This is a genomic window from Shinella kummerowiae (assembly GCF_009827055.1).
Lineage (GTDB): Bacteria > Pseudomonadota > Alphaproteobacteria > Rhizobiales > Rhizobiaceae > Shinella > Shinella kummerowiae.
Window position 1 is genome coordinate 215,331 of sequence record NZ_WUMK01000001.1, and the last position, 25,691, is coordinate 241,021.

At 61.9% G+C, this 25,691-nt stretch carries 24 protein-coding genes; 13 read left to right on the forward strand and 11 right to left on the reverse strand.

Annotated features, from left to right (window positions below; genetic code table 11):
- The 4 genes from GR138_RS01045 (at position 1) to GR138_RS01060 (ending at position 3,331) form a co-directional block, all read left to right on the forward strand.
- A complete protein-coding gene (locus GR138_RS01045; RefSeq protein ID WP_160856763.1) occupies positions 1–324 on the forward strand; it encodes a hypothetical protein in 324 nt (107 codons plus the stop codon).
- 30 nt (positions 325–354) lie between these two features.
- Complete coding sequence (locus GR138_RS01050; RefSeq protein ID WP_246200239.1) at positions 355–2,427, forward strand: ASKHA domain-containing protein; 2,073 nt, start codon at positions 355–357, stop codon at positions 2,425–2,427.
- Between the two features lie 168 nt (positions 2,428–2,595).
- Positions 2,596–2,904: a hypothetical protein gene (locus GR138_RS01055; protein ID WP_160856764.1), complete on the forward strand. Its 309-nt coding sequence runs from the start codon at positions 2,596–2,598 to the stop codon at positions 2,902–2,904.
- Positions 2,905–2,932: 28 nt separating this feature from the next.
- Positions 2,933–3,331, forward strand: a complete 399-nt coding sequence (locus tag GR138_RS01060; protein ID WP_246200240.1) for a hypothetical protein — start codon at positions 2,933–2,935, stop codon at positions 3,329–3,331.
- A 34-nt stretch (positions 3,332–3,365) separates the two neighbouring features.
- On the opposite strand, the gene GR138_RS01065 is transcribed toward GR138_RS01060, so the two are convergent.
- On the reverse strand, positions 3,366–4,283 hold the full coding sequence (locus GR138_RS01065) for a LysR family transcriptional regulator (protein WP_160856765.1): 918 nt from the start codon (positions 4,281–4,283) through the stop codon (positions 3,366–3,368).
- A 116-nt stretch (positions 4,284–4,399) separates the two neighbouring features.
- Here GR138_RS01065 and GR138_RS01070 point away from each other — a divergent pair, with 116 nt between their 5' ends.
- A complete protein-coding gene (locus tag GR138_RS01070; protein WP_160856766.1) occupies positions 4,400–4,618 on the forward strand; it encodes a hypothetical protein in 219 nt (72 codons plus the stop codon).
- Between the two features lie 107 nt (positions 4,619–4,725).
- Positions 4,726–4,929, forward strand: coding sequence for a hypothetical protein (locus GR138_RS30180; protein ID WP_202402521.1), 204 nt, complete (start codon positions 4,726–4,728; stop codon positions 4,927–4,929).
- 87 nt (positions 4,930–5,016) lie between these two features.
- Here GR138_RS30180 and GR138_RS01075 read toward each other — a convergent pair whose 3' ends face one another.
- On the reverse strand, positions 5,017–5,625 hold the full coding sequence (locus GR138_RS01075; protein ID WP_160856767.1) for a GNAT family N-acetyltransferase: 609 nt from the start codon (positions 5,623–5,625) through the stop codon (positions 5,017–5,019).
- A 297-nt stretch (positions 5,626–5,922) separates the two neighbouring features.
- On the opposite strand from GR138_RS01075, the gene GR138_RS01080 reads away from it, so the two are divergent.
- Entirely contained in the window at positions 5,923–6,930 is a 1,008-nt protein-coding gene (locus tag GR138_RS01080) for a GlxA family transcriptional regulator (protein ID WP_160856768.1), read from the forward strand.
- A gap of 42 nt (positions 6,931–6,972) precedes the next feature.
- Here GR138_RS01080 and GR138_RS01085 read toward each other — a convergent pair whose 3' ends face one another.
- The 5 genes from GR138_RS01085 to GR138_RS01105 form a co-directional block, all read right to left on the reverse strand.
- A complete protein-coding gene (locus GR138_RS01085; protein WP_160856769.1) occupies positions 6,973–8,217 on the reverse strand; it encodes a GGDEF domain-containing response regulator in 1,245 nt (414 codons plus the stop codon).
- Positions 8,218–8,438: 221 nt separating this feature from the next.
- Positions 8,439–9,266: a response regulator gene (locus tag GR138_RS01090; protein WP_160856770.1), complete on the reverse strand. Its 828-nt coding sequence runs from the start codon at positions 9,264–9,266 to the stop codon at positions 8,439–8,441.
- 173 nt (positions 9,267–9,439) lie between these two features.
- Complete coding sequence (locus tag GR138_RS01095; RefSeq protein ID WP_069058423.1) at positions 9,440–9,703, reverse strand: hypothetical protein; 264 nt, start codon at positions 9,701–9,703, stop codon at positions 9,440–9,442.
- 133 nt (positions 9,704–9,836) lie between these two features.
- Positions 9,837–12,323: a mechanosensitive ion channel family protein gene (locus GR138_RS01100; protein WP_246200241.1), complete on the reverse strand. Its 2,487-nt coding sequence runs from the start codon at positions 12,321–12,323 to the stop codon at positions 9,837–9,839.
- 110 nt (positions 12,324–12,433) lie between these two features.
- Complete coding sequence (locus GR138_RS01105; protein WP_160856772.1) at positions 12,434–12,991, reverse strand: DUF924 family protein; 558 nt, start codon at positions 12,989–12,991, stop codon at positions 12,434–12,436.
- Between the two features lie 358 nt (positions 12,992–13,349).
- Here GR138_RS01105 and GR138_RS30770 point away from each other — a divergent pair, with 358 nt between their 5' ends.
- A complete protein-coding gene (locus GR138_RS30770; protein WP_160856773.1) occupies positions 13,350–14,558 on the forward strand; it encodes an adenylate/guanylate cyclase domain-containing protein in 1,209 nt (402 codons plus the stop codon).
- A gap of 571 nt (positions 14,559–15,129) precedes the next feature.
- Here the strand turns inward: GR138_RS30770 and GR138_RS30425 are convergent.
- On the reverse strand, positions 15,130–15,405 hold the full coding sequence (locus tag GR138_RS30425) for a hypothetical protein (protein WP_210253446.1): 276 nt from the start codon (positions 15,403–15,405) through the stop codon (positions 15,130–15,132).
- Positions 15,406–15,555: 150 nt separating this feature from the next.
- On the opposite strand from GR138_RS30425, the gene GR138_RS01120 reads away from it, so the two are divergent.
- Positions 15,556–16,746 (forward strand): MFS transporter, encoded by a 1,191-nt coding sequence (locus GR138_RS01120; RefSeq protein ID WP_160856775.1) that lies wholly within the window; start codon positions 15,556–15,558, stop codon positions 16,744–16,746.
- Here the strand turns inward: GR138_RS01120 and GR138_RS01125 are convergent.
- Together GR138_RS01125 and GR138_RS01130 are read right to left on the reverse strand one after the other, a co-directional pair.
- Positions 16,743–18,245 carry a sensor histidine kinase gene (locus tag GR138_RS01125; RefSeq protein ID WP_338091026.1) on the reverse strand — a complete coding sequence of 501 codons (1,503 nt, stop codon included), beginning with the start codon at positions 18,243–18,245 and terminating at the stop codon, positions 16,743–16,745. The two genes, GR138_RS01120 and GR138_RS01125, sit on opposite strands and share 4 nt — an antisense overlap.
- A 418-nt stretch (positions 18,246–18,663) precedes the next feature.
- Entirely contained in the window at positions 18,664–19,422 is a 759-nt protein-coding gene (locus tag GR138_RS01130; protein ID WP_160856776.1) for a sensor histidine kinase, read from the reverse strand.
- A gap of 91 nt (positions 19,423–19,513) precedes the next feature.
- On the opposite strand from GR138_RS01130, the gene GR138_RS01135 reads away from it, so the two are divergent.
- Together GR138_RS01135 and GR138_RS01140 are read left to right on the forward strand one after the other, a co-directional pair.
- Entirely contained in the window at positions 19,514–20,122 is a 609-nt protein-coding gene (locus tag GR138_RS01135; protein WP_160856777.1) for a TetR/AcrR family transcriptional regulator, read from the forward strand.
- Positions 20,123–20,453: 331 nt separating this feature from the next.
- Positions 20,454–21,368, forward strand: a complete 915-nt coding sequence (locus GR138_RS01140) for an MBL fold metallo-hydrolase (protein WP_246200278.1) — start codon at positions 20,454–20,456, stop codon at positions 21,366–21,368.
- Between the two features lie 155 nt (positions 21,369–21,523).
- Here GR138_RS01140 and GR138_RS01145 read toward each other — a convergent pair whose 3' ends face one another.
- On the reverse strand, positions 21,524–23,926 hold the full coding sequence (locus GR138_RS01145) for an MASE1 domain-containing protein (RefSeq protein ID WP_160856779.1): 2,403 nt from the start codon (positions 23,924–23,926) through the stop codon (positions 21,524–21,526).
- A gap of 538 nt (positions 23,927–24,464) precedes the next feature.
- On the opposite strand from GR138_RS01145, the gene GR138_RS01150 reads away from it, so the two are divergent.
- Both GR138_RS01150 and GR138_RS01155 read left to right on the forward strand, forming a co-directional pair.
- Positions 24,465–25,115, forward strand: coding sequence for a hydrolase (locus tag GR138_RS01150; protein ID WP_338091036.1), 651 nt, complete (start codon positions 24,465–24,467; stop codon positions 25,113–25,115).
- A 127-nt stretch (positions 25,116–25,242) separates the two neighbouring features.
- Positions 25,243–25,533, forward strand: coding sequence for a XapX domain-containing protein (locus GR138_RS01155; protein WP_160856781.1), 291 nt, complete (start codon positions 25,243–25,245; stop codon positions 25,531–25,533).
- The last annotated feature ends 158 nt before the right edge of the window (positions 25,534–25,691 follow it).

Sequence of the window (25,691 nt, forward strand, 5' to 3'; positions counted from 1 at the left end):
ATGGCGAGCGGGCGGCAGTTTCCTCGCGATGCCTTCAGCCTCTGGCTGCAGGCCCCCCTCGTCATCGCCATGCGCTGCCACGAGATGCAGATGGCGGCGCTGACGGGCTCGAAGCAGGATACGGCCGAGATGAGCCGGATGATCACCGAGAAGATGGCTGCCGCGACGGAAAGCGTCGTGGCGGCCAATTTTGCAGTTGCAAAGGCCATGATGACGGCGGCTTCGCCCTCCGCCACGGCCCGCGCCGTGTCCGAAGCCGCGATCAAGCCCTATGGCAAGCGCGTGCGCCGGAACGTGCGGCGGCTCGCCGCCAAGAAGGGTTGACGGGTTCTACCCCACAGGAAAGTACGATCGATGCGCTACGAAGGTGAGAACGAGACCATCATGACCGAAGTTTCGGCAAAAGAACCACTGGTCCTCTTCATGCCCTCCGGCAAACGCGGCCGCTTCCCGATCGGTACGCCGGTGCTCGAAGCCGCGCGAAAACTCGGCGTCTATGTCGAGAGCGTCTGTGGTGGGCGTGCCACTTGCGGACGCTGTCAGATCGAGGTGCAGGAAGGCAATTTCGCCAAGCACAAGATCGTCTCCTCGCTCGACCACATCTCGGAAAAAGGCCCGAAGGAAGAGCGCTACGAAAAGATCCGCGGCCTGCCGGATGGCCGCCGCCTCTCCTGTTCCGCCCTCATCCTCGGCGACCTCGTCGTCGACGTGCCGCAGGACACCGTCATCAACGCGCAGGTCGTGCGCAAGGCCGCGACCGACCGTGTCATCGAGCGCAACGCCGCCGTCCAGCTGTGTTATGTCGAGGTGGACGAACCCGACATGCACAAGCCGCTCGGCGATCTCGATCGCCTGAAGGTGATGCTCGAGAAGGACTGGGGCTGGAAGGACCTGCTGATCGCGCCGCACCTCATTCCGCAGGTGCAGTCGATCCTGCGCAAGGGCAACTGGGGCGTCACCGCCGCCATCCACCGCGACATGGACTCATCGCGCCCCTTCATCGCCAGCCTGTGGCCGGGCCTCAAGAACGAGGCCTATGGCATCGCCTGCGATATCGGCTCGACGACCATCGCCATGCATCTCGTCTCGCTGCTCTCCGGCCGCATCGTCGCCTCCTCCGGCACGTCGAACCCGCAGATCCGCTTCGGCGAAGACCTGATGAGCCGCGTCTCCTACGTCATGATGAACCCGGACGGCCGCGAGGCCATGACCAAGGCGGTGCGCGAAGCCGTCAACGGTCTCATCGGCAAGGTCTGCGAAGAGGGCCAGGTCGACCGGCACGACATTCTCGACATGGTGTTCGTCGCCAACCCGATCATGCATCACCTCTTCCTCGGCATCGACCCGACGGAACTCGGCCAGGCGCCGTTTGCGCTCGCCGTCTCCGGCGCCCTGCAATATTGGGCACATGAACTGGATATCGACGTCAACCGCGGCGCCCGGCTCTACACGCTACCCTGCATTGCCGGCCATGTCGGCGCGGATGCGGCGGGCGCGACGCTCTCCGAAGGCCCCTACCGGCAGGATCGCATGATGCTGCTCGTCGATGTCGGCACCAATGCGGAAATCGTGCTCGGCAACCGCCAGCGCGTCGTCGCCGCCTCCTCACCGACAGGCCCGGCCTTCGAGGGCGCAGAAATCTCCTCCGGCCAGCGTGCGGCCCCCGGCGCCATCGAGCGCGTGCGCATCGACGCGCAGACGCTGGAACCCAAATTCCGCGTCATCGGCGTGGAAAAATGGTCGGACGAAGAAGGCTTTGCCGAGGCTGCGGCAAGCGTCGGCGTCACCGGCATCTGCGGCTCTGCCATCATCGAGGTCGTCGCGGAAATGTACCTTTCCGGCATCATCTCCGAGGATGGCGTCGTGGATGGCACGATGGCGGAAAAGAGCCCGCGCATCCTGCAGAACGGCCGCACCTTCTCCTACCTGCTGCATGACGGCGAACAGCGCATCACGGTGACGCAGAACGATATCCGCGCCATCCAGCTTGCCAAGTCCGCACTCTATGCCGGCATCAAGCTTCTGATGGAAAAGCAGGGTGTCGATCATGTCGATACGATCCGCTTTGCCGGCGCCTTCGGCTCGTTCATCGATCCGAAATACGCCATGGTGCTCGGCCTCATCCCGGATTGCGACCTCAACGAGGTGAAGGCGGTCGGCAATGCCGCCGGCACGGGCGCGCTGATGGCGCTGCTCAACCGCGATCACCGCCGCGAGATCGAAAAGACGGTCAATCACATCGAGAAGATCGAGACAGCGCTGGAGCCGAATTTCCAGCAGCTTTTCGTCAACGCCATGGCTCTGCCGAACAAGGTTGATGCCTTCCCGGAACTGGCGAAAGTCGTGATGCTGCCGGAGCGCAAGGTTCTGTCCGACGACGGCGGTGGTGAAGGTGGCGGACGCCGCAGACGCCGCAGCCGCGAGTAACCGCACCACGCTGGCGCGGTTACCATATCGATAAACCAATCCGACAAAATTCGCTTTGTTTTCGGCAGTTTATCGCCATGGTGCGAGAATAGGGCAAGGCGCTCGCGCGTTGATGAGGATATCGACGGCGTGATCCCTCGCCGTCCTCCAGCGCACGAAAGCCCGCCCATGTCGCTTGCACGCCTTGCCGCCGCCAGCCTCCTCCTTCTTGCCATAAGCGGCATTGCGCGGGCGCAGGAGGACTATGCCTTCACCGGCGAATGGGAGTGCGACGGCGCGCCCTTCGTCTTCAGCTCCACGGTGTACAGCATCGGGGACGACAGCTATGACATTCAGGAGGTCCAGGAAGGCTCCGACGGCTCCTACACGCTGTTCCTGTCGGACGAGGTCTACATCACTCTCTCCGAGATCACCTCGGACACCCTGGATTTTTCCTCGTCCGAGAGCAGCCGGACCATGAATTGCCGCAGATATTGACGTGCCGATAACAACGAAAGACTTTTCCATGACGAAAGCACGCCTGCTTGCCCTCGCCCTCTCCGTGACCATCGCCTCGCCTGCCCTCGCCGACACCTATGCGGCGATCAGCAACACGGCGATGGCGATCACCGGCGACATCGAGTTCGACGATTTCGGCATCACCTTCGAAAATGGCGAGCAGATCACCTTCGACGAGCTTATCGGCGATACGTTCGTGGTGGATGGCAAGACGGTGAATGGCTCTGTCTATAGCATTGCCGAACCAAAGGATCCGGTTCTTCTCAATGGCAACCGGCTGTGCGGCCAGCCCGTGACCTATGTCGCCTCCTGGGGCGATGCCGACACCACGACCGTTGCTGTCTTCTCGACGGACGATGTTCCGACAAGCAACGCGGAAATGTGCGCGTCCTACTCCTACGAATAGGCAGAAAGGCCGGGCTCACGCCCGGCCTTCAATGTCAGCAGGCAACCTGCAGCATATCCATCGGCCGGCGCTCGATGCGGGCGAAGGCCGCGCGGATATAGTCCGCCACGGCCAGTGCCGGCGTATCGGCGTCTTCGTTGACCACGAGGCCGATGAGGTAGTGGCCGAGATCCGGCAATCCGTCCTTCTCACCGAGCGCCACCATGTCGTCGCCGACGAGGAAGCGGGCGAGCGGCGCGACGGCAAGGTCGGCGCGGATCGCCGCACGCTGGCCCATATGGTGGGCGCAGAAATAGGCGACGCGGAAATCACGGCCCGAGCGGCTGAGTTCCTCGAGCGCCCGTGCACGCCAGATGCAGCCTTCCTCCCAGACGGAAACCGGCAGCGGGTTCTTCAGATGCGCATTGCCGCAATTCTTGCCCGCCCAGACAAGCTGCTCCTTCAGAAGAACCTCCCCCGGCACCGGCATCGTGCCATCGGCCGAGTTGAAGATGGCGAGGTCGAGCCGGCGTTCGGCAACGGCGCGGCGCAGGCTGCTGCTCGTCTCGATGGAAACATTGACCGCGATTGACGGATAGGTCTCGGCAAACCGTCGCAACACCTCCGGCAGGATAAGTTCGCCCACATCATCGGGCGCGCCGAGCCGCACCACACCATTCATCTCCGGCATCATGAAGCGCGATACCGCTTCGTTGCTGAGCGCAATCAGCCGGCGCGCATAGGAGAGCAGCACCTCGCCGTGATGGGTCAGCACGACCGAGCGCGCATCGCGACGGAAAAGCGAGCAACCGAGCAGCTCTTCCAGCTTCTTGATCTGCATGGAAACGGCCGACGGCGTACGGTGCACCGTCTCGGCGGCGGTGGTGAAGTTGCCGGTCTCGGCAATCGCCACGAAGGTCTTCAGGATATCGAGCTCCAGCAGGGGGAGCGTCTGGCGCATCAGCAGATTCATGCTTGCCTCCATGGATCAGAATTTCTGAAGCATAACGTCACTTCATTTCGTTTGATTGAAAACCGAGATGGGCGGATAGTCAACCTACAGAGACACCGAAGGAAAGGAAAAACGCCATGAAAACGCAAAAATCGTACGCAGCCGGCGCTGATCTTGCCGTTCGTGCCCGCGGAAACGGATTCTACTACGCAATACGGCGCTTCGTGGGCGACGCCATCGAGGCGCGCCGCAGGCGCAACACCGCCCGCCATACGGCTGAGGAACTGGAGCAACTGCCTGACTATCTGAAGCAGGACATCAATTGGCCGACCATCGTCAACCATGAGGAACGCTGATCTATCCAATCAAATATATTCGTTGGATTGATGTATGAGGTTGCGGCATAGTGACAATCAAGGTCGCGACCTTTCGAAACCTCCCAAGCTCGAAAGGAACCCTGAAAATGGCAATAGCATTGGAACATCGTCCGGTACGGCGTGCATCGAGCACCCGCGATGCCGGCAGCCTGTCGCATATCGTGCGTGAATTCGTCGAACGGACCGTAACCGCCTGGCAGCGCCATCGCGCCGAGCGCGAACAGGAAAGCATGCCCTATGATCTCCGCAAGGACATCGGCTACCGCTCCTGGGACAAGACCACACGATGACGGATGATTGTTGCGGCAATCCGCCGAAAGACGACGACGCCAAGCACCGCCGGAGCTGACCTTCAAAAGTCTCTCCGGCGGTTTTCTTTATGGGCGAATGACCGGCACGGTCGGCGCTGCGGTTTCCGGCAGCACACCCGTCAGCCGCGGATCGTCGAACACCTCTATCTGTCGCTTCACCGGCGTGAAGCCCGAGCGGATATAGAAACCCAGGGCCTGCGCCGAATCGAGCGTACAGGTATGCACCCAGAAGCGCTGGATGGGCGCATGTCCTTGCCGCGACCACGCCTGGCTGATCGCCCTGTTCATCAGCCACCGCCCCGTGCCGTTGCCGATCGTTGCCGGCGTCAGGCCGAAGAAGGCGAGTTCGCAGGTGCCCTCCTCCCGGAAATCGAGTTCCAGCAACCCCTCGGCGCGCCCATCCTTCATTACCGCATAGACCTCGACATCGGGATGATGGAGGATCGCAGCGAGATCGCCTTCAGCCAGGGCGAGGCGCGAGGCCCAGAGCCATTCGGTGCCGATACGGCTGTAGAGGTCGCGATACCAGGCGACATCCGGCCGCTCGATGCGATCCAGCGTGATTCCAAGCTGCTCGGGGTCTTTGCGCCCGGGTGGCGGCGCCTGCATTTCGAGGCACGTCACGACCGCGGCAAGCTTTCCCGCAGGCACGTCCGAATATCCGTCTGGCAGCATCTTCTCATCCCTCTGAAATCCGCTTCGTATTTGGCCGGAGCGCCCCTCATTGTCAAACCGGAACGGGCGGCAATGGCGGCCGGATTGGGCCTGTCGCAATCGGACAACGCATCCGCAGGGGTCGCAAATGTGCAAGCGCGAACAAAATGTCATAATTCCGCCCGAACGCCCTGACATTTCAACGATACGCGACGCAGCGCAGTCGTAACCATCCTTTTCTGTGTCGCAAAAATACTAGCATGGCGGCCATTCTCCCTGCGACCATTGCGACATCGTGCCTCCAGTATGGACACTCTGATGAACAAGCAGAACGTCAAGAAGCGCTCCCTCGTTTTTTTCCTCGTGCCCAACTTCTCCATGCTGCCCTTCTCGGCGGCGATCGAGACCTTGCGCATTGCCAACCGCATGCTCGGCTACGAGGCCTATACCTGGCGGCTTTCGTCGACGGACGGCCAGCAGGTGCTGTCCTCCAGCGGCATCGGCATCGAAGTGAACTCGTCGCTTGCCGACGAGCGTAAATATCTCGGCGGTGAGAACCGCCCCTCCATGGTGCTGGTCTGTTCCGGCATCTATGTCGAGGATTTCTCCAACAAGTCGGTGAATGCCTGGCTGCGCGAGGTCTATAACCGCGGCCTTGCGGTCGGCTCGCTCTGTACCGGCGCCCATGTGCTCGCGCAGGCAGGCCTGCTCTCGGGCAAGCGCTGCGCCATCCACTGGGAGAACCTGCCGGGCTTTGCCGAAGCCTTCCCGCAGGCCGACGTCTATGCCGATCTCTACGAAATCGACGGCAACATCTATACCTGCGCCGGCGGCACCGCCTCGCTCGACATGATGCTGAACCTGATCGACCAGGATTTTGGCGAGAACCTCGTCAACCGTGTCTGCGAACAGGCACTGACCGACCGCGTGCGCGGCCCGCATGATCGCCAGCGCCTGCCCCTGCGCGCCCGTCTCGGCGTGCAGAACGCCAAGGTGCTGTCGATCATCGAGTTGATGGAGAAGAACCTCTCCGAGCCGCTTTCCCTGCTGGAAATCGCCGACGACGCCGATCTGTCACGACGCCAGATCGAACGCCTGTTCCGGCAGGAAATGGGCCGCTCGCCGGCCCGCTACTATCTCGAAATCCGGCTCGATCGCGCGCGCCACCTCCTCGTGCAGTCGTCCATGCCGGTGGTGGAAGTGGCCGTTGCCTGCGGCTTCGTCTCCGCCTCGCACTTTTCCAAGTGCTACCGCGAACTCTACAACCGCTCGCCCCAGCAGGAGCGCGCCGAACGTAAGTTGACGCTGTCGGCCATCGCCCGCTGATCGAAGGAAAAAGACAAGAACCCCGTCCCCGTGGCGGGGTTTTCAGCTCGCGAGCGCGCTCATCAGGGAAAGTTCGGAGAAGACCCGGTTCCGGCCGGCGTGTTTTGCCATGTAGAGGAACTGGTCCGCGGCGTTCAGATAGTTGTCGAAGGTTTCCCGGCCGGAAATGGCCGCAAGGCCCGCCGAAACCGTGATCGTTACCGCCTCGCCATCCGCTTCGATCGGCTGGGCCGCCAATTCCAGACGCAGCCGCTCGCAGTAATCCAGCGCCTCTTCAAGCCCCAGACCACTGAAGATGATGCCGAACTCCTCGCCGCCGAGCCGGGCGAGCAGATGTCGGTCGTTGATCCGGTGTTTCAGCCGACGCGACACAGCCTTCAGAACGATGTCGCCGACCTCATGGCCGTAGGTATCGTTGAGCCGCTTGAAATGGTCGATATCGAGGATGGCAATCGACGCGAGTTCGCCGCGCCGCAGCGCCTGATCGACAAGCCGTGGGCCGGTCTCGAAGAAGTAGCGGCGGTTATAGATATCGGTGAGATAGTCGCGCGCGGCAATGCGATGCAGCGACTGAACGCGCTTCTGGATTGCGGCAACATGGAAGACGCGGCTGTTGAACTCTTCGACCAAGAAGGGTTTCTGGATATATTCATCGCCGCCGGCCCGCAGGAAGCGCGCCGCGACCATGCGGTCTTCCGATTTGCACAGACCGACCACCCGGACCGTGTCGTCGCCATGCCGCTGGCGGATCTCGGCGAGCAGCGCAAAACCATCCATGTCGGCAAGATCGAGGTCTGCAACCACCATATCGATATCGCCGCGGGTATCGAGCACGTCGAGGGCAGCGGCGCCCGTTTCGACCGCGATGATCTGAAAGCGTTGCTTTGCAATCAGGCTCACCTGCCGCTGCAAGCTCTCCGGATCCGAATCGACGACGAGAACCTGGGTCTTTCCGCTGGTGAGGATACGGTCGACGGCCAGGACGAGTTGCTGGATCGCCGCCGGATTGTCCTTGACGACATAGTCGAGCACGTTCTTGGCGAGGATCTGGTCACGGGTGGCATCGCTGAAGGATCCGGTGAAGACCAGCGGCGCAATGCCCTTGGAAATCACATAGTCCAGCGCCTCGCAGTTCGGCGCGTCAGGCAGGTTCAGGTCGAGAACGGCTAGCGCGAATTCCGGCGCCTCTCCTTGGAGGGTGCCTCGCAGCGCAGCCATGCTGGAGCAATGCGTGACGCAAAGCCCGAGCTCCTTCTCCAGCCGGTACTTGAGCGCCGTGGAGAACATGCGCGAGTCTTCCACGAGCAATACCTGCTGCCCCGAATGGCGCAGAAATGCAGGTCCTCGCTGCGGATTTGAATCCACTCCCACGTCGTCCAGTACCCTAGATGAAGTTCCGTCTGGCAAGCATTACAAACCACTGGTTTTACCAAGTGGTTAATACGTCGGCAAATATCTCACGCTACGTTAGGGACATATCCGGGTGCATTGCAGAAATTGCCGGAATTTCAGGCCGATAGCCGTTGCTGAGCCGTCTTGATCTGGGTCAGTGTGTCAAGATTCTGGTTCACCCGGCAGTAGAATTCCTCGTCGATAAACGGCCGCATGATGAAGTCGTTGCCGCCGGCCTTGAGGAAGCGCGCGGACAGCAGGCGATCCGTGGAGGAGGACACGCCGATGATACGCAACTGGTGCGATCCGATGGACCCGCGGATGCGCCGCGTCAATTCGAAGCCATCGATATCCGGCATGTTGTAGTCGGTGATCATCAGGCCGATATCCGGATTGGCCTTCAGCAGCGCCAGCGCACTGGCGCCATTGTCAGCAATACTGACACGGAAATTGAAGCGCTTGAGGCGGGTGGAAAGAAGGGCCCTCGCCGTCGCGCTGTCATCGACGATCAGCACATGATGCTGGTGATTGGTCAGGAAACGGCAGACCGATTCCGCAAGCATGTCGACGGCAAAGATGTTGTCCTTGAGGATGTAATCGACGATTTCCTTGGAGAGCAGCTGATCGCGCGTCTTCTGCTGGAATGTGCCGGTAAAGACAATCGTCGGAATACTCAGATCGACCAGGTAGTTCAGCGCCTCGCCATTCTCGGCACCGGGAAGATTGATGTTGGATATTGCCAGTGTAACCTTGTCACTGGACTTGTCATAGGCAAGTTCCAGATCCTCGAAGTTGCGGCAGATTTCGACATCGATGTCGAAAAGCTCCTTCAGGCGCTTTGAGATCATGGAGGTGAAGACATTCGAGTCTTCTGCGACGAGAATACGGTGGTGCGAAAGAGACGCGCCGGAATACTGCATCCCGGATATGCCGATAAACGCCATGACATGCCTTCGTAATTTGGATGTTCCCCAATCTATGGGTATCCGGCAACCCTTTGCGAAAGCGTTAAATTTAGAGGGCATGAAAACGCGTGAGGCCATGCGTTGCCGCAGGTCGGCAAACACAAAGAACGGCGCGGTTTTTCTTCCGCGCCGTTCTTCGTGTCCTTGAGAAATTACTTGACGGAGGCGGAGCCGCCCTGGATTTCGACCTCTTCACCGCCATTCAGCGCGATACGGTCACCGTTCGGCAGCGTGACGAAACAGCCGGAGGGGCAGATGGTTTCCGTGGCGCCGGGTTCCAGCGCGACTTCCACGCGGCTGCCGTCCTCGACGATGACGAGGACCTGCGTGTCGCCATCCTTGTTGGTCACCGAGGCAGCCACGGCCGGAGCGGACAGAACGGCCGACACCACCAGCATCATGATCATTCGCTTCATTTTCGCCCGGCGCCAAGCGCCGCCCCTGTTCAACAAGCCCGAAGGAACACTATCGTTCCTCGACCGGATTTGCATCACGTTTTATGCGGGGACGGCTGAATGCAGCGTGAATACGGCGTTCATGCGCCGGAAATCAGGCAGCCGGCTCGGCGTCCGGCCCTTCGTTTGCCGTCTTGCGGCGCCGACCAGCGGCAGGGGCACGCAGCTTCTCCGTCGCCTGATCGAGGAGCGCCGTGATAAGTTCAGCGCCCTCCGGCGAGATCTTGATCGGCACTTCCGGCGCCGCAGGCCCGCCAAGCGGGATTTCCTCTGCGCGAAACCGTTCCAAGATGGCGGCGCGCAGCTCCGATTTCACACCGGTGCCGTTGAGAATATCCGCAAGGAACGCGCGGATCTCGAAGTCGAGCGTGGTCGACGAGAACGCCTGAAAGACCACCATGGGCTCGGGGTTGCGCAGCAGCCCCTGCTGCGCCCGCACAACCTCCGTCAGGATGTCCTGCACACGGCGCGGATCGTTGCCGGCGTGAACACTGAGGGCCACCTCGATGCGGCCAAGCTTGTTGCGATGCGTCCAGTTGCCGACCTGGCCGTTGATCAGCACGGAGTTCGGCACGATCACCGTCTGGCGCTGGAACGTCTCGATCTCCGTGGCGCGCACGGAGATACGGCGCACAAACCCTTCCGTCGTGCCGGCAACCACCCAGTCGCCCACCTTGAACGGACGTTCGGCGAGCAGGATGAGGCCGGAGACGAAGTTCGATACGATGTTCTGGAGACCGAAACCGATACCGAGCGAGAGGGCACCGGCGACGACGGCAAGGCTGGAAAGATTGATGCCGGCCGCCGACAGGCCGATGAGGCCCGCAAGCGCCACGCCAGCATAACTGACCGCCGTGCGCACGGAGTTTCGCACCCCGACATCCACCTGGCTGCGGGCCAGCACATTGCCATCCACCCACTTCTGAAACCAGCGCGTGACGACAAGGCCGACGACGAAAAGCAGGATGCCGACCAGGATGCCGACCAGGGAAATCGTGATGCTGCCGATGCGGATTTCCGTGAAGAAACGATAGGCCCAGGATTCGATGTCGGCGACCTGGAAGCCCCATTGCAGCAGGATCAGCGGAATGAACAGGATGAAGATCAAGAGATAGATGCTGAGACCGGCGGCGAGCCCCACCTGATCAAGCGCGACCTGCCCGAGACCGAAACGCTCCTCGAGACGCTTGCCCACCGCCGTTTCGGCAAATGCGCTCGGGGCCGAGACGGCGCGCCCGGAGAGGAAGCCGATATACATCGTGACGATCACCGCGCCCGTAACGATGATCTGCGTCGCGATGAAACGCGCCATGCCGACGTAACCGAGCAAGGGCGCGAAGATGAGCACGAGACCCGTCAGGATCAGCAGGACGAAAATCGACCGTGGCCAGGGTCGGCCCTGCGAATCCGGCGCTTCGCCCTTGGACAATACCGGCTTGATGAAGGCCGTGACGAGGAGCAGCCCGCCGATGATGAGCGAGGCGAAGAAGCTTTTCACGACGGTCAGAACCACCGGCGAGCCTAGGACTTCGCTGATCGTTCCCAGAAAATAGTCGGCACCGTTGACGAGCGCCATGCTGCAGATCAGCAGCCACAAGAGCTGCGCGCCACGGTCGGAAACCCGCACCAGACGCCAATGGCCGTCGCTCGGCGACAGCACCGCATTGGCAAGCTGCGCCATGAAGTAGACCGCGACGGCCACCGCAAGCCCGATCGAAATGATCGGCGCGATGTCGGTGCGCAACACCTTGAACGCATCCAGGAAGAAATAGCTGGCCCCGGCAAAGGCGGCCGCGGCCATGGTCGGCAGCACCGTCGACCAGAAGGCGACTGACAGGCGCGTGATGTAGTGCGGTTTATCATGCCGCGCCGCGCGGGTGATGAGCGGTGCAAACAGCCGATAGCTGCCGGAGAGCAGGACAAGCGCCGCCAGCAGCGAGAGCGCGACAGCACCAAAAAGCTGCATCCGCTTGAATTTCCAGACGAACTGCATCCACGCCGTCACAGTGCGGTTAAGCGTCTGCGCTTCCTTCGTGATTGCCCCGGAAGCCTCCATGAACAGATCCGCGTTCACGTCGGTGCGTTTGAGGATCGCCTCGCTGAACAGTTGCCGGCGCATTTCAGTGATGCGGTTGGAAAGCTTGGTCGCTTCGATCGAGAGATTTTCCGCCTCGCCGGTCAGCGCATTGATCTCATTGCGTTCGGCGGCAAGTTTCTTGCGCTCCTCGACGACAACGGCCGCTTCCGCCGGAGCCCCCTCGCCCGGCGGATCGCCGAGTTCGGCCTGGCGGGCCTTGATGGCCTCCAGCCGGGGGCGCGTCGCAATCGAGATCGAGAGAATCGAGCGGTTGAGTGCCTCAGCCGCGACCTTCAGGTCGACGAGTTGCGCATCATCGTCCTTGTAGCGTTCGACCTGATCGCGGATGGTGTTGAGCTGCCCGCCCGCGCGGTCGAGATCGGTGCTCGCCTGCTCAAGCTGTGTCGTCGTCGTATCAGTGGCAGGCGCTGCCGCGGTCTGTGCGACGGCAGGCGCTGCGGCAAACGAGAGAACCGTCAGCAGGACGAACAGAAGGCGGGACATTGGCAAAAGGCCATCCTCGTTGGACAGGAAAAGACGACGCAGCGAAACCATGCGATTCCGCATCCTTCTAGCCATGATTGCGGCCATTTTAAACCATGCCGCCTGCGCGACTAGAATCCTGCCCCCGGTTTGGTGAGATAGGCCTCTTCCTCCGGTGTCGAAACACGGCCGAGGAAGGCGTTGCGATGCGGAAAACGGCCGTATTGGGCGATCACCTCATGGTGTCGCTGCGCATAGTCGAGATACATCTCATCGCCGTGTGCCTCGAAAAGAGCGATAGAGAGATCCTGGTCGGCAAGCACTTCCGAATGCTCGAACGGCATGTAGAAGAAATGCCGTCGATCAAAACCAACCAGCTTGTCCGCACCCGCGTCCAGCGCGAGCCGCGCCTCGCGCCGGGCGATCCAGTCCGTCGCAAACGCCATGGGAGAGGCGCGGTACATGTTGCGGGGAAACTGGTCGAGCACGATAATGGCCGCCAGCCGCGCCTCCGGGCTCGCCCGCCACGGCGGCGTCACGCCGCGCGAGAGCGCCAGGTGCGTTGCGGCAAACCGTTCGGTGACATGCACATCGAGAGCGGGCGCCGATTGCCACCAGTCCTTCGCCGTCAGCGTCTCGCACCAATAGGCAACCACCTCGTCCGGCGTTTCGATCGCCTCGTCGTTCATGTCCATCGCTCCTTTTGCTTCAAGGGCAATATGGCGGCGTTCGGGCCCATGACAAGAGGCAAAAAAGTGAGGCGCGACCATGCGCCGAATCGCATAAACCGGCAGCAAATCATTGTTTTGTCAGAAAAATAGACGAGAGTCGGCGGCAGGCATGTGCCTGTCGCCGCACCATAGATGCTTGAAGGGCCAGGGGCTTTTGCCTCTATGCGGCTTCTGGCGAGCTCGGCCGGCCTCACCCTGAGGCTGCAAGAAAGATAGGCTCCACGCACGAACCAAGAGGATTGCCTGCGAGGCAACCCACTTCTATCCATGTCATTCGACTAGGCGCGACGCCCAGCGTCCAAATGTGGAGTTTGCTGTGGATCAGCAGGAAATCGGCGAGGTCGTGGACTGGCTCGTGCAACTCGGTCTCGACGGGCTGGACGAAGCCGAGATGGTTGCTTCCTTCTGCCGTAAGGTGCGTTCCCTGGGTATCGAGCTGGAACAGGTTGCGGTCTTCCTCGATACGCTGCATCCGGCGCTGGAGGCCCAAGGCTACTACTGGGACGTTCACGACGAGGCCGGAACGGCACGAAGGGACTTTCTACGACTGCAAGCCGCAGACAATCTGCACCAATGGCGCAGCAGTCCGTTTCACTACATGCTGGAAAACGCGCTTGGTGAATTGCGCGTGTTGTTGTCGGACGGCGAGGAACAACCGTTTGACATTCTGAACGACCTTCGGCTGGCCGGGCACAGCGACTACTTCGTCCAGGTCCATCGATTGGGAAACGGAAACATCATCGGCGACGTCGACAACCTGTTTTCACGGTGGTCGACAAAACGCACAGGGGGTTTTTCCGAAGCGGACCTGGACTGCCTGCGGCGAACGGTGCCTGCGCTCGCGCTCGCCATAAAGTCAGCGGCGTTGCGCCGGATTGCCGGCTCGCTCGCCGAGGTCTATCTGGGGCGCGATGCCGCAAACCGGGTTCTGCGCGGCCGCATCGAGCGCGGCAAGGTCGATAGCATCCAGACAGTGCTCTGGTTTTCCGACATGCGGAACTACACGTCGCTTTCCGAAAAGCTGCATGGCAGCGACCTCATCGCCATGCTGGGCGGCTACGCCGAGGCGATCATTTCCGCCGTCCATAGCGCGGGCGGCGATGTGCTCAAGCTGATCGGCGACGGCACGCTGGCCATCTTCAACGATACGGACCCGCAGCAAGCAGCCTCCGCCAGCCTGAACGCCTGGCGCGACCTTGCGCAGCGCGTGGAGACGCTCAACCTGGAACGCCAGGAGAAAGGGCTCGCCACCACCACCGTGCATGTCGGGCTGCATGTCGGCGAGGTGTTCTACGGCAACATCGGCAGCGACGAGAGGCTGGACTTCACCGTCATCGGGCCGGCTGTCAACGAGGCATCGCGCATCGTCGCCACCAGCCGGAAGCTCAACCGCCCCCTCTTGATCTCGCAGGAGCTGTTGGAACTGCTCACGGCCATGGAAGCAGCGACCTTCGAGGACCTCGGGTCCTTCCGGCTGCGGGGCGTACAGCGCAAGAAGCGGCTGCACGCCCCGCGACACCCATGAGACCGCCGAGCCGTATGTCCGAGCTCGCCGGACGCCATCAGCGTGATCGCGTTGCAGGTCCACCCCGTCCCATCCGCTGCGAAGACACGCAAGGTCTACACCCAAAAAGCTTCCGCGAGGCAGCGCGTCAGGGGGCGCCATACCCATTTTTTCGCTCGAAGCTGCTTGCCCAACAACATTAGTGAACAACGCAGGACAGCAAAGGGGACTATGATGCAGCGGCGCCCATCCGAACCGATCAAGCGCGTGGTCTCGGCCTGAACGAAATCGGCGCCTTCCTGTCGTACTACCGCGCCGGCACGCTTTCCCAAGTGGGCCTCGTGGCCCTGGTCGTAGATCAACGAGAATGTCCGCTGGTCAGCTCGACCGAATCTATCAAACTTGCTGATCTCCTTGCGGCCAAGATCTTCTGGATCGAAACGAGCGAGACTAGCGACAATCCTGCTCATCGCCTACACGCATAGTCGAGGCATCAACGGCCGCGAGTGTCACTGCTGTCGCCTCATCGAGAGGCGTGCGCGTTTTCGCACCGATCACGGTTGTCGCGCCCGCCGTGGCACGCCACAAACCATCACCGTGCTCGCCTGCCACTACCTCCTCGGCCACAATGCGGAAAAGCCACGAGTCGCTCGATCTTCAACTGGCCGATATCATCCTTGTCGTTGAACGGATTGAGGGAGCTGGGCTGCGGACCGAGATCTTGTATCAGCACGATCACAACGCCAGACAAACCCTGGCGGTGGCGCCGGTCCGTCTCCATGGCACGCTGCCATTTCTCCTCGCTGCCACTGAAAATACCAACAGTGAAGCGCCCTGCGTTCTCGCCGCTATTGATGCGATACCTCACGCCGATCGCATCTCGTGTCCGCAAAACCAGGTTGGGCCGCTCGCAGCGACGATGTGGCTCAACCCTGCCTGCTTCATGCCTCTCGGCATGTGGCCTTCGCTTGGCTGACGGACTAAGGTGGCCGCCGGAGCGGGTCGGATAGGCTGAGTAATGAGAGACAAGTCTGACAATCCGGTTCGTGACCCCGCATCCGTGGTGATCGGCGCAATCGCCTTCCACATGATCGGCGGGGTCGTCGTCCAGATGTCGCCTTTTGTCGTGGCCGGACTGATGGCGGGGCTTTCGTTGTCCGAGCGCGATGCGGGTATCGTCGCCTCTGTCGAACTCTTTGCGCTTGGGGCGACAGCCATCGCCATCGCGCCGTTTCTGTCGCGGCTTGCCACCCGTCGCACCGGCCTTCTTGCGCTTCTCGTGACTTTGATTGCCCAAGCCGCGTCGATTTCGGACACGACATGGACGGTTCTGGTTCTATTGCGGGGCCTCGCGGGTATCGGAGAAGGCGTGCTCTATGCCATTTCCCTCAGCATCGTTGCCTCCCGATGCGGCAACCCCGAAAAAGTCTTCGGCTACTTCCAGTTCGCGTGCGCGATCGCCAGTGTTGTGCTTTTCAGCGTCGGCGGTGAGGTTACCGCCACGTTTGCGCATCGCGGCATCTTCGCTCTCCTTGCCGTGGTCATGCTGGTCTTTGCACCGCTTCTCTTCCTCGTGCCCAACACCCCCAAGGCCGAAGAAAACGACGTATCTAGCGATACCGGATCGCCTGCGTTCCTCGGTTTTTTGCTTTTTATCGCCATCGTCCTCTACGTGACGGTCTCGGCAGGGCTGTTCGCCTTCAGCGGGCCGCTGGGGCAACGGGTCGGCCTGAGCACCAGTGCCGTCGGATATATCCTGACGATTTCCGCCCTCGTGGGTCTCATCGGGGCGGGAGCGGCCACTGTTCTGAACGTGCAGTGGGGGAGAACATTGCCTATTTCGGCGTTCTGCTTCGGGTATGGGGTCGTTGTGCTTGTGCTGTGCCTGTGGCGCGATCCGCTGGCTTATGGAGTCGCGGTCGTCGCCTCGGCTATCCTCTATTATTTTTCGCTTCCCTATCTGTTCGGCCTGGCTGCCACCCTGGACCGCAGCGGGCGATGGGCTGCGGCGGCCGGGTCGGCGCATCTGCTTGGATTCGCTATCGGGCCCATATTTGCCGGCACCGTGATCGCTGAGACCGGATATGCACGCTTGGCGGCGTTCTCCGTGGCAATGACGATGACCGCCTGGGGGCTTGCGATGGTTGTGCTCAGCGGCGGCTTCGTTAGAAAGCACCGGACCGATCGGTATCCGGACGCAACGACCTAGACGTCCGCCGTTCCATACTCCGCCGACGCGGCAGGCAGGGTGAATGCGACCGTCGCGCCAGCCACCTCGTTGTTCGCCACCCAGAGCTTGCCTCCGTGCGATTCGACAATCGAACGGCAGATCGGAAGCCCCATGCCCATTCCGTTACTCTTGGTCGTGAAAAAGGGCTCGAAGACACGATTGGGATCGGCAAAACCGCCTCCGGTGTCCCGAACCTCGACACGGACGCCATCGGGATCGCTTGGATATGACGTGATGCTGAGTGAACGCAGCGGATTTGTACTGTCCATGGCCTGGATGGCGTTTCGGATCAGGTTTACGAGAACCTGCTGCACCTGCACGCGGTCGATTGGAATCTGCGGCAGGTTCACGGCAAGATCGGTATCGACGCGGGTCGACGTTCCGGCAATCTCGTCAGACATCAGGTCAAGGACTTCGACGACGAGTTGGTTCATGTCTTCGATCAGCCGCGGCTGCGGCTTGCGCTGAAAGAGCGCCCGAATTCGGCCAACGACGTCGACCGCCGCCAAGGCGTCTTGCGCGATGCGTTTCGCGGTGAATTTTCCCCGCTCGATGTTCGGCGGATCGGCCGCAAGCCATCGCTGGCATGCGTCGGAATTGGTGATGATCGCCGCCAGCGGCTGGTAGATCTCGTGTGCGATCGACGCGGAAAGCTGCGACAGGTTGGCCGCCTGACTGGCCAGGGCGAGTTTGCTGGCGGAACGGCGCAGCGCGGCGGCGGCCTGCATTTCGTCCTCTATGTCGTGGCAAAGTCCGAACCACGCAGTGATACTTCCACCCTGGTCGCGCATGGGCTCCGCACGGCCGGACATCCAGCGATACATGCCGTCCGCCCGCAGCAGCCTGTACCGCATCGAGAATCGTTCACCCGTGGCAAGACAGCGGCCCAGCTCCGTCTCCACAACGTCTGCATCCTCTGGATGAAAGATCGTATCCATCACGGATTCGATACTGCTCTTGTCGGAGAGATCCCGACCAAGAAAGTCCGCCATACGCTTGTTGACCAGCGTGGTTGTGCCGTCCGGCGTCAACCGCCACAGGTGGCTCGGAACCATGTCGATGAGCACGGACAGTTCCACCGAACGGTCGCGCAATTCCTCCTCGGCTTTCTTCTGGTCCTCGATGTCGATCGTCTGGCCGTGCCATGCCTCGATGACTCCATGGCTGTCACGAAAAGGGCGGCTCGACGTGCGAAACCACCGATAGGCACCATCTCCGCCGCATGTGCGGTGCTCGCTGGCGAACGGATCACCGATCGCAAGACTATGCTGCCATCCGGCAGCAACATGGTGGCGATCCACGGGATGAACACGCTGCAACCAGTCTTCCATCGTCCCCAGGCCATTGTCCGGTGTGCCGCCGAAAAATGCCCGCATGCTGGAATTCACATAGGTGAAACGCCCGTCGAGATCCGTCGACCAAACATGCCCCGGTATATTTTCGATGAGTTGCAACGCCAAAGATTCAGTGTTGGACACCAGTCACCCCCCGGTGAAATGCGATAGGACAAGGACGAGAAAACGGAGAACGAGGACGTGCGTGGCGCAGCGATCTCGTCGCAAGTTGTGCAAGTGACAATTCCATCGCGAGCGTTGTGCCGCAAGCCGTGATATTCGACATTCGCCGGCGCCGACTTGCGCACCGGCCGCTGCAGCAAACGGCCGACGGTGTCATGTCGTGGTGCCAATGCATACCTTCGTACAGTGATGCGCAGAGGCGTTCTTGCGTATGGTGCCCCTCATCACCACTTCCCGCCTCCCCTCCAAAGTGGTGACATGGCCTCGCGGCTGCCCCATCCCCGCGATGCGCCAACAGGCATGACCCGCTTGAACGGGCCGTCGGTTTCCCCTCGCCAGACGGCCCGTTTTTTTGGCGAACCGTCACCGTGGAGGAGACCTAAGCCGCTGCAACATGCGGCGCGGTCGAGGATGCGCCGAGCGGCAGAACAAAGACGAACGTGGTTCCATGGGGATCGTTCTGCTTCGCGAACAGGCGCCCGGCATGCGCGTCGGCGATCGTGCGGCAGATGGCAAGCCCCATGCCCATGCCCTGAAACTTCGTCGAGAAGAAGGGTTGGAAGATCTTGTCGGGGTGTTCCAGCCCGACACCACAGTCGCTGATGGCGATCTGAAGCGTGTCTCCGCAGCGCTCGACGGCGATTTTCAGGGTCCGGTCGCGTGCGACGAACTCCATCGCCTCCAACCCGTTGCGGATGAGATTGACCAGAACCTGCCGGATCTGGATGCGATCGACCGCAACAGGCGGTAGATCGGGCTCCACGTCGAGATCAAGCCGTACAAAATACCGCGACGCCTCCTCGGCCATGAGGTCGCGTGCTTCCGCGACAAGGTCCCCGACTGCGGCGGGTTCCCGCGTCTCGCCGGGCCGCCGCGACAGAACGCGGATGTGGTTCACCACCTCGCAGGCGGTATTCGCCGCCCGTGTGATGCGTTTCACGGCGATCAGCGCGCGTTCGATATTGGGCGGGTCTGCCGTCAGCCATCGTTCGCAGGCGTTCGAGGACGCCAGAACCGCCGTCAAGGGGTTGCTTACCTCATGGGCGATCGATGCGGACAGTTCGGCAAGATTTGCAACACGGCGCGCACGACCCAAATCGGCCGATGGATCGCCACGCCTTCTCTTGGATTTCACCATCTTGGTCTCCGGTAATGTCCGTTACCATTGACGCCTACGGTAATTGTGATTACCGGTCAAGCGGGATCATTGTCAGAGGAGGCGACAAACCTTGGTAAAAGTCAGTCTGGTGAAACCCGGCGCGCGCCGCGAAGCTCTCCTTCAAGCGGCGGCCGACGTGTTTTTCGAGCAAGGTTACGCTGCCACGAGCATCGATGCGATCATCGAACGGGCCGGCGGATCGAAGCGCAACATCTACAATGCGTTCGGAAACAAAGAAGGGCTGTTTGCAGCCATCGTCTACGAAAACGCAAGCAAGTTGCTGTCAACGCTGGATGTCGGGCTGATTGAAGGACATGACCTGGAGGAGATGCTGACGACGTTCGGAAAACGTCTTCTTGACCTCTACACGTCGCCCAACCTCATGGGCCTCTATCGTATTGTCGTTTGCGAGGCCCATCGCTTTCCAGGACTCGTGAAGGTGTTCCACGATCAAGGGCCTGGCCGCGCGACACAGCGGCTGGCCGAAGTCCTGGAAGCCGCCAAGGAGCGCGGCGAAATCCACACGCAGGACTGCCTGCAGGTTTCCCGGCATTTTGTCGGCATGATCCGCGACAATCTTCTTCAGGCGCTTGTCGGCGTCCATCCTGACCCAAAGCAAACCGTTGCTTCCGCCGTTGAACTCGTCCTGAATGGCATTCGCATTCGACGGGAGAGCTGACCGAAACCATCGGCGCGCCATGATGCGGGAACGTTCGGCAATCACCTCGACGGCATCGGCGTCGCCTTGGCGCGAGGTTTCCCGAGAGACAAAAGGGCGGCGCACCCCTGCGACGGGAGGGCGCAGCTACGCCCTCATGCCAGCCTCGTCCCTCCTCTCATGCGCGCTGCGCTCCACCGGGAGCACAGGCTGCCCTATCCTCGGGGCGTAGGCTTCCCTCTCCCCCAATGCGGTCGACCCTCCGCACGCTCCAACCTAGTGTCAACAGCGAGACCCCTCTCGATCCCACACACAGGAGCGCATCATGTCACAGGCAGAAGCAAAACCGCGCATGAATGGCCAACAGGAGGCAGCCGCCTCCGGCAAGCCTGACGAACTGGTTCCCTCGCGTTATCCGCTGCAGATCGGCGATATCGACGTGCTGATCGTCAGCGACGGCGTGCTGCCCCTTCCCACCGCCATGCTGGCCCATAACATCGACCCGTCCGAACGGGCCAAGTGGCTGAAAGACATGTTCCTGCCGCCGGACGCCTACGACTGGGCGCTGAACGTGGTGGTGGTGCGCAGCGGCGAACAGACCATTCTCGTCGACGCCGGTCTGGGGCTGGATCCAGACCTGAACCTGCCGCGCGCCGGGCAGTTGATCAAACGCCTGGCGTCCGCCGGCGTGGATCTCGCCTCCGTCACCGATGTGGTGCTGACCCATATGCATATGGACCATATCGGCGGACTGCTCATCGACGGCGTCAAGGAGCAGCTGCGTCCGGACCTGCGCATCCATCTGGCCGCCGCCGAAGTGGACTTCTGGCAGAAGCCCGACTTTTCTCATGTCTCGATGCCGCCCGGCTTCCCGGACGCGCTGCGCTCGGCCGCCAAGCGGTTCATGAAGGAATATGCCAGCCACCTGCGACCATTTGAAGATCGGTGCGACATCGCACCGGGCGTCATCGCCCAGCGCACCGGCGGCCACACGCCCGGACATTGCGTGGTCCGCGTGGCATCAGGCAACGACAAGCTGACATTCGCCGGCGATCTGGTCTTCGCGGTCGGCTTCGAACATCCCGAATGGTACAACGGCTTCGAACACGACCCCGAGGAAGCCGCCCGCGTCCGCATCCGTCTGCTGAAGGAACTGGCGGGAACCACCGAATACCTGGTGGCGACGCACTTGCCGTTCCCGTCTATTGGTCATGTCGCGGCCGATGGCGCCGCCTTCCGCTGGGTCCCGACCTTCTGGGATTACTGATCGCAGGTAGAGGCATTGCGTGGGCGGCTCCCGAGCGCAGGGTGCCGCCCATGTCAAACCCGGTCGGTCGCAGCCTTGTCCAATATCGGATGGGCTGCGATCGGCTTAAACGTCGTGCTGCCAGTCGGCTGGTGTTTGTTTGGCGATCATGGCCTTCAGGATGCCGGCGCCCCTTCGATGGGCAGGGTGAAGATGAAGATCGCTCCTTGCGGTTCGTTCGCCTCCGCCCACAACCGTCCGCCGTGGGACTCGACAATCGAACGACAGATCGCAAGCCCCATGCCCATGCCATGCGCCTTCGTGGTGAAGAAGGGCTCGAATACCTTCTCCGGATGTTCGATGCCCGGACCGTGATCGCTGATCTCGGTCTGGACGACGCCTCCCAACCGGCGCATTCGGATCCCGATGGTCCTGTCACCCGTGATCGCCTCCACAGCATCCATGCCGTTGCGCAGGAGGTTGATCAACACCTGCTGGATCTGCACGCGATCCAGGGAAACGGGCGGAAGATCACGTTCGACATCGGCGGTCACACGGACGCGCCGACGCGCCGCCTCCTCGGCCATGAGATTGTGTGCCTCCGTGATGACGCTGGCAGGCATCGTGCTCGTCCGCGTGCTGGCGGTGCGCCGGAACAAGGCGCGGGTGTGGCGCACGATGTCCGTCGCCGAATTGGCCGCCCGGACGATGAGCCCCAGCGTCTTCTGCGCCTTTTCGAGATGAGGCGGCTCGGCCGAAAGCCAGCGTTGGCAGGCGAGCGAATTCGCCACGACAGCCGTCAGTGGCTGGTTAACCTCATGGGCTATCGAGGCGGAAAGTTCGGCAAGGCTCGCCGCCCGGCTCGCGATGGCAAGGTTCTCCTGGGCGAGGCTCAGTTCCTCGCGCGAGCGCACCTGGTCGTCGATGTCGAGGGAAACGGCGTACCATTGCACGATCTCTCCGTGCTCGTCCCGCACCGCTTCCCCGCGGCCGTCGACCCAACGATAGGTGCCGTCCGCGTGCAGCATGCGATATTTCAGGGAGAACGGCTCGCCGGTCGCGACCGCCTTATGCACGGTCGCGAGCAGCTTGCCGGCATCCTCGGGGTGGACGAGCGCCTCGATCGCCGCCGTCAACCGGCTCAAGCCGGGCTTGTCCAGTTCCGATACGGAATCCAGGCCGAAGAAGTCCAGCAGGCGTTTGTTGAAGAAGGTCGGGTTGCCCTCCGGCGTCAGTCGCCGAATGTGAACCGGAACCATCTCCACAAGCTGCGAGAGTTCCCGCTCGCGCTCCCGCAAGGCCTCCTGCGCCTTCATCATGTCCTCGATATCGACAGATACGCCATACCACTGGACGATCGCGCCGGTCTCGTCGCGCAGCGCCTCCGCGCGGCTTTCCACCCACCGGTGGGGACCGTTGGCACGGCGCTGGCGATATCGCCACAGGAGGGGCTCACCCGTTTCAAAGGCGTGCGCATAGGCCTTTTCCGCGGCATCCCGGTCTTCCGGATGGACGATCGTCAATGACCGCGATCCATCGGGCGCAAGCAGGTCCTTGACGGTCGCGCCGATCACATCCATGGCCCGCTTGTTGAGGTAACACGGCACGCCCTCCGGCGTCGCACACCAGATGAGCGTCGGGACGGCGTCGATAAGCTGCTGGAGCTGCCGTTCGCTTTCGCGCAGGGTCAGCAGCGCACGCTGGTACTGCCGGGATATTGCGGCAACGATGAGCGCCGAGAACGCCGAAATGACCAGAAAAAGCTGCAGCATGATCTGTTTGTGCCGCTGGGATTCGGGGTCGCCGGCAAACTGGCTGACGCCGGACACCGTGAAAGCCGCGGTGATCAGCGCGAGAAGAGCGAGCGTGATGACCGCGCCCTTGAACTCGAAGCGCACCGCCGCCCAAAGAAGGGGCGGCATGATGATATAGGCGAAAGGCAGGTAGCCGCTCAGGGAAAGGCCGGCGACGGCAAGGAAGATCATCCCCAGTATGCCGGCTTCCGTCCACCGCGCAGCCGAGAGCCGGGCATCGCCGCGCCAGCTCTGAAAGACGACCAGCGCCAGCGGGGCGACGATCAGCACGCCCGTGGCGTCACCGATCCACCACAACGGCCAGGCCCGGGTAAAGGGCTGCATGCCGAACCAGGCGAGCGTCGCGCTGCCCATCGTCGCGCTGATGATCGGCGCGGCACCGGCGCCCATCACGATCAGGGCGACGACCTCCTGCACGGTTTCCATCCGGACGGGCCGCCCGCAGGTCCGCTTCACAAGCCATGCGCCGACCATCGCCTCCAGGGCATTGCCGGTATAGATCAGCACGGCGACCGGCAGCGGATTGTGGAACCAGAGGACGTTGGCCGAAAACTCCCCCAGGGAGCCCGCCAGCACCCACCATGGCCAACTCGGCGGCGTTGCGAGGATGAGTGTGGCAACGAAAAGCCCGCTCGGTGGCCAGATCGAAATGCCCGTTCCCGGCACGATGGCGAGCAGTTGCGCGAAGCCCGCGGCAAGCACATAGGTCACACCGAACAGCGCCAGATGGAGAAGCGAAGGGCGGTGCAACCAGACACTCGTCATCGGCGGCTCCTGCCCCAGGGGAAAGCCGGAGAGCCGTCAGCGCTTCGTGTCGCATGTGTCTGGGCAGGCAACATTGTCCCCTGGTCCCTGCGAGTCCGCTCCGCGCCTCATGGAAACCGGGATGGCGCCGGTGCACCACGAACGCCCTCTCGCAGGCAGCGCCGGAACGACGTCTGTAACCTGAAAGAACGCTCCCGCCTGCGGTGGGTCTCTGCGAATGTCGATGTTGGGTTGTGACAGCAAACCATCGAGAAACCGTTCTCGACTCGCGAGACGGGCGGGCCCTCTATCGCTTGCGGATTTCAACCACAGTGAGAGTAGCCGCTTGCATGAGCGCCACCACCGACTTCAAGTTGAAATATAAGAACATCCTTTTAAACGCCAGAAGTGAGTACGGGCTCCTGTTTCCCGGACGGGCCGCTCGCCATACCCATACTCATGGTTAACTACCGCCATTCCCGGTTTCGCGTCAGAAACATGCGGGGCGGGCAGTCGCAACATTCGCGCACCCACCAATCCCAAGGAGAATGACATGACCATCAACGCCACCCCCACCCCCGGCTCATTGCTTGTCACGCCCGGGGACCATGCCCTGATCATGATCGACTTCCAGTCGCAGATGTCCTTTGCGACGAAATCGATCGATGCCGTGAACCTGCGCAACAACGCAGCACTCGTTGCCCATGCGGCCGCCGGTTTTGGCGTCTCGACCATTCTGACCACGGTAGCCGAAAAGACCTTTTCCGGCCCGATGTTCTCCGAGATCACCGAAGCTTTCCCCGGTCAGGCGCTTCTCGACCGCACCTCGATGAACACCTGGGAGGATGCCGCCGTCATCAAGGAGGTCAACCGCATCGGCAAGAAGCGCCTTGTCATGTGCGGTCTCTGGACCTCCGTCTGTATCGTCGGCCCGTCGCTCTCGGCGCTCGACCAGGGCTTTGAGGTGTATGTCATCGCTGACGCCTGCGGCGACATCTCCACAGAGGCACATGACCGGGCCATGGACCGCATGGTGCAGGCCGGCGTCAAGCCGATGACTTCGCTGCAATACCTGCTGGAACTCCAGCGCGACTGGGCGCGCAGCGAAACCTACGAGATGACGACCGGCATCGCGAAAAAGTTCGGCGGCGCCTATGGCCTCGGCCTTGTCTACGCCAAGTCGATGTTCGGGGCCTCCGAAGGTCATTGAGGCGGTAGATCATTAGCCCCGACACCGCTTACGACGGGACCGGCGGTCCCCTCGCGCCCGCCCGCCGTGCCGCCCGTCCGCAATCCGCCTGCGGACGGGCGTTCGATCAGACTGAAGGGACGCCGCGATGAAACTCTATCTTCTCTCGCTCGGTGCCGGCCTTTTGGTGGGCGCCATCTATTCGTTCCTTGATATCCGCTCGCCCGCCCCACCCGTCGTGGCGCTGATCGGCCTGCTCGGCATCCTGATCGGTGAGCAATCGGTTCCGCTGGCGAGGCAGGTCCTGTCGGGTGAACCGATCAATCTCGGTTGGTTCCACCGGCACTGCAAGCCGCACATGTTCGGCCATCTTCCCGGCTGCACCCGGGCGGAGACCGTCAAGGCGAAGGACGCGGATAGCCACGGCCCGAAGGCCTGATGATCCGACCCCGAAGGTCGCCCCCGTTGCATTGGTAGGGCGCACTGGCGGAAGGTCTAGGGCCACCTAAGCCTTTGTCGAACGCGACCGCCGGTTCGCACGATAGCGACCACACCGCCGTTGCGCCATTCTTCCCACGAGGTGAGAACAACACGTCG

What these genes read in the sequence shown, in the direction of transcription:
- GR138_RS01100 (WP_246200241.1), bottom strand. Translation starts at nt 12,323, where the DNA reads ATGTCCCGCCTTCTGTTCGTCCTGCTGACGGTTCTCTCGTTTGCCGCA.
- GR138_RS30180 (WP_202402521.1), top strand. Translation starts at nt 4,726, where the DNA reads ATGGCAATAGCATTGGAACATCGTCCGGTACGGCGTGCATCGAGCACC.
- GR138_RS01050 (WP_246200239.1), top strand. Translation starts at nt 355, where the DNA reads ATGCGCTACGAAGGTGAGAACGAGACCATCATGACCGAAGTTTCGGCA.
- GR138_RS01070 (WP_160856766.1), top strand. Translation starts at nt 4,400, where the DNA reads ATGAAAACGCAAAAATCGTACGCAGCCGGCGCTGATCTTGCCGTTCGT.
- GR138_RS01055 (WP_160856764.1), top strand. Translation starts at nt 2,596, where the DNA reads ATGTCGCTTGCACGCCTTGCCGCCGCCAGCCTCCTCCTTCTTGCCATA.
- GR138_RS01120 (WP_160856775.1), top strand. Translation starts at nt 15,556, where the DNA reads ATGAGAGACAAGTCTGACAATCCGGTTCGTGACCCCGCATCCGTGGTG.
- GR138_RS01145 (WP_160856779.1), bottom strand. Translation starts at nt 23,926, where the DNA reads ATGACGAGTGTCTGGTTGCACCGCCCTTCGCTTCTCCATCTGGCGCTG.
- GR138_RS01075 (WP_160856767.1), bottom strand. Translation starts at nt 5,625, where the DNA reads ATGCTGCCAGACGGATATTCGGACGTGCCTGCGGGAAAGCTTGCCGCG.
- GR138_RS01105 (WP_160856772.1), bottom strand. Translation starts at nt 12,991, where the DNA reads ATGAACGACGAGGCGATCGAAACGCCGGACGAGGTGGTTGCCTATTGG.
- GR138_RS01095 (WP_069058423.1), bottom strand. Translation starts at nt 9,703, where the DNA reads ATGAAGCGAATGATCATGATGCTGGTGGTGTCGGCCGTTCTGTCCGCT.
- GR138_RS01140 (WP_246200278.1), top strand. Translation starts at nt 20,454, where the DNA reads ATGAATGGCCAACAGGAGGCAGCCGCCTCCGGCAAGCCTGACGAACTG.
- GR138_RS01045 (WP_160856763.1), top strand. Translation starts at nt 1, where the DNA reads ATGGCGAGCGGGCGGCAGTTTCCTCGCGATGCCTTCAGCCTCTGGCTG.
- GR138_RS01130 (WP_160856776.1), bottom strand. Translation starts at nt 19,422, where the DNA reads ATGGTGAAATCCAAGAGAAGGCGTGGCGATCCATCGGCCGATTTGGGT.
- GR138_RS01085 (WP_160856769.1), bottom strand. Translation starts at nt 8,217, where the DNA reads ATGTTCTCCACGGCGCTCAAGTACCGGCTGGAGAAGGAGCTCGGGCTT.
- GR138_RS01090 (WP_160856770.1), bottom strand. Translation starts at nt 9,266, where the DNA reads ATGGCGTTTATCGGCATATCCGGGATGCAGTATTCCGGCGCGTCTCTT.
- GR138_RS01080 (WP_160856768.1), top strand. Translation starts at nt 5,923, where the DNA reads ATGAACAAGCAGAACGTCAAGAAGCGCTCCCTCGTTTTTTTCCTCGTG.
- GR138_RS01060 (WP_246200240.1), top strand. Translation starts at nt 2,933, where the DNA reads ATGACGAAAGCACGCCTGCTTGCCCTCGCCCTCTCCGTGACCATCGCC.
- GR138_RS01155 (WP_160856781.1), top strand. Translation starts at nt 25,243, where the DNA reads ATGAAACTCTATCTTCTCTCGCTCGGTGCCGGCCTTTTGGTGGGCGCC.
- GR138_RS01065 (WP_160856765.1), bottom strand. Translation starts at nt 4,283, where the DNA reads ATGAATCTGCTGATGCGCCAGACGCTCCCCCTGCTGGAGCTCGATATC.